At 72.5% G+C, this 2313-nt stretch carries 1 protein-coding gene; it reads right to left on the minus strand.

The window, feature by feature from the left end; all coding sequences use genetic code 11:
* Positions 1–111 precede the first annotated feature (111 nt).
* Positions 112–2313 (minus strand): cellulose biosynthesis cyclic di-GMP-binding regulatory protein BcsB (gene bcsB, locus HMPREF3115_RS02500; protein ID WP_070553347.1); only part of this gene is annotated, 2202 nt, incomplete at its 5' end.

A 2313-nucleotide genomic window follows, 5' to 3' on the forward strand; every position in this document is an offset into this window, starting at 1 on the left:
GCGCGCGACCGTGCCGCCTGCCGCACACGCCGCCGCGACGGCCAGCACGAACGTCGCGCCGAGCCGGCGCGCCGATGCCGCGCGCCGCATTCCGATTGCCCGCACCATCCGTTACATCCCCCGTCGACGCGCGGCGATCCGCTGCAGCACGCTGAACGCACCGAGCGCGAGCAGCAGCCCGGCGACCACGCCGACCGCGCCGAGCACGACCGGGTGCCGCGCCGCATGCGTCCACACACGCGCGTACCACGGCACGAAGCCGACGACGTACGGCTCGCCGACGCGCAGGCTGTCGACGGCGCCCGCCCGCACCAGCGCGACGTCGCCCTGCACCTGCGCGACGAGGCCCGGCTTCTCGAACACGTCGAGCAGCTCGCCGAGGCGGCCCGGCTCGGTCGCGGTCAACGCGACCACGCTGCGGCCGTGACTGCCCGGCAGCTCGAAACCGGCGAGCGTCGCGAGCGGCCCGCTCTGCTCGATGTGCGCGCCGCCGTCCGGCCGGCCGACGCCGTTGCGCCAGCGCTCGTCGACGGAAAACGCGACGCGCGTCGCGCCCGCGCCGCGCGGGCCGCCGATCGCGACCGGCAACGCGGCGCGCCAATGCGCGAGCAACGGCGACGACGATGCGCCGTCGATCACGAGCAGATCCTTGCTGCCGCCGAGCGCGGCGACGTCGGCCGCGCGCGCCACCTGCACGCGCAGCGCCGGAAAGCCGGTCCATTCGCCCATGTGGCCGAGCATCGTCAAATACGCTTCGAGATCCTGCGCGGTCGGGCGATCCGGCAGCACGACGGCCGTCTGCGACAGGTCCGCGAAACGCGTGAACGGAAAGCCGCTGTTCGCGAAGTACGCGAGGTTCGGCAACTGCGCGTAGTGAACGAAATGCGAGAAGTCGATCGTCGAATCGGGATCGATCGCCGCGCGTTGCGGCTCGCTGGCGGTGCTCGAGCATAGGCCCGTCTTCTGCGAATCGAGCGTGAAGCGCAACTGCAGCTGGTTGCCGCTGCCGACGCGGAACGCCGGGATGTCGACGTCGCTCGTCACGCGCCCGTCCGGCACCGACAGCAGCGGCAGCTGCAGGCGGCCGCGCGCATCTTCGGCGCGCGCGGGCGCGAGCCGGTACGACTTCACGAGCTGGTCGTTGATCTCGACCGCGAGCGTCGAATTGTCCTGCACGGTCGGCGCCGTATAGCGATAGCGCAGCGTAATCGGTACGCCGCTACCGTTCCACGAATGCAGATCGGCGGGCACGCGCAGGTTCAGCCGGATCGCGTCCGGCGCGGTGCCGCGCACCTCGAGTGCGCGCGGGTCCGACACGAGCTCGCGGAACGCGATCGGCCGGTTGACCGGCAGCCAGCGCGGCGCGTCGTACGGCTTGCGCGGCGCACCCGGATCGACGTGCGCGACCGTCGCCGCCGGCCCCGACAGCGCCGCGCGGCCGAGCACGAGCGTCGCGACCGCGTCGTCGACTTCGGCGGCCGTGCGGCCCGTGACGACGAGCAGCTTGCGGCCCGGCGCGGCCGGGTTGTCGGCGACCGCGAGCAGCGGGCCGTTCACCGACGGCAGCGCGAGGCCGGCCGGCAGCGTCGCGGCCGTGCCGATTACGACCGCCTGATCGTCGGAAGGCAGCGTCGCCGACACCGGAAAGCGCGCATGCCGATAGTCGGCCAGCGCGCCGAACCACGACGCGAGCACGCCCGCGCTGCGCAGCGTCGCCGAATCGGCCGACGCGGGCAGCACGAACGGCAGCCGCACGAGCGCGTTGTCGCGGCGGTCGAAGAACGGCGCGGGCAGCAGCGCGAGATCGTTCGGCAGACGCACCGGCGCCTCGTCGAGAATCAGTTCGCTGGTCGGACTCACGTCGGCCCACAGCGCGGAGTTGGCCGGATCCTCGCAGTGATCGAGCGTGTAATGCGCGATCAGCCGCACGCCGATCTGGTTGAAATCGGAGAAGTAGCGCGGATCGATCGGAATGTCCTGCGTGACCGTGCGGCCGGCCTGCGCGGCATCGAACGGGACGGTCGCGATCACCTCGCCGTTGACCGACACCTTCAGGTGCGACATCGGGAACACGAGCGACGGCGAATACGCATAGGTCAGGCGCAGTCGCGCGCCCGTCACGACACGGTCGAGCCGCACACCGGCGTTGATCGTGCGTACGTCGTCGGCGCCGCGCAGCCGCAGCGGATCGAATGCGCCGAGCGACGCGAACGGCAAACGCACGGTCGTCGCGGGCAGCGCGGCCGACGGCGCGCCGGCCGGCGCGCCGGCAACCGATGACGGCAGCGCTGCCGTGCTGGTCGAAGACGCCGC

It is taken from the genome of Burkholderia sp. HMSC10F09 (assembly GCF_001806955.1).
Lineage (GTDB): Bacteria > Pseudomonadota > Gammaproteobacteria > Burkholderiales > Burkholderiaceae > Burkholderia > Burkholderia multivorans.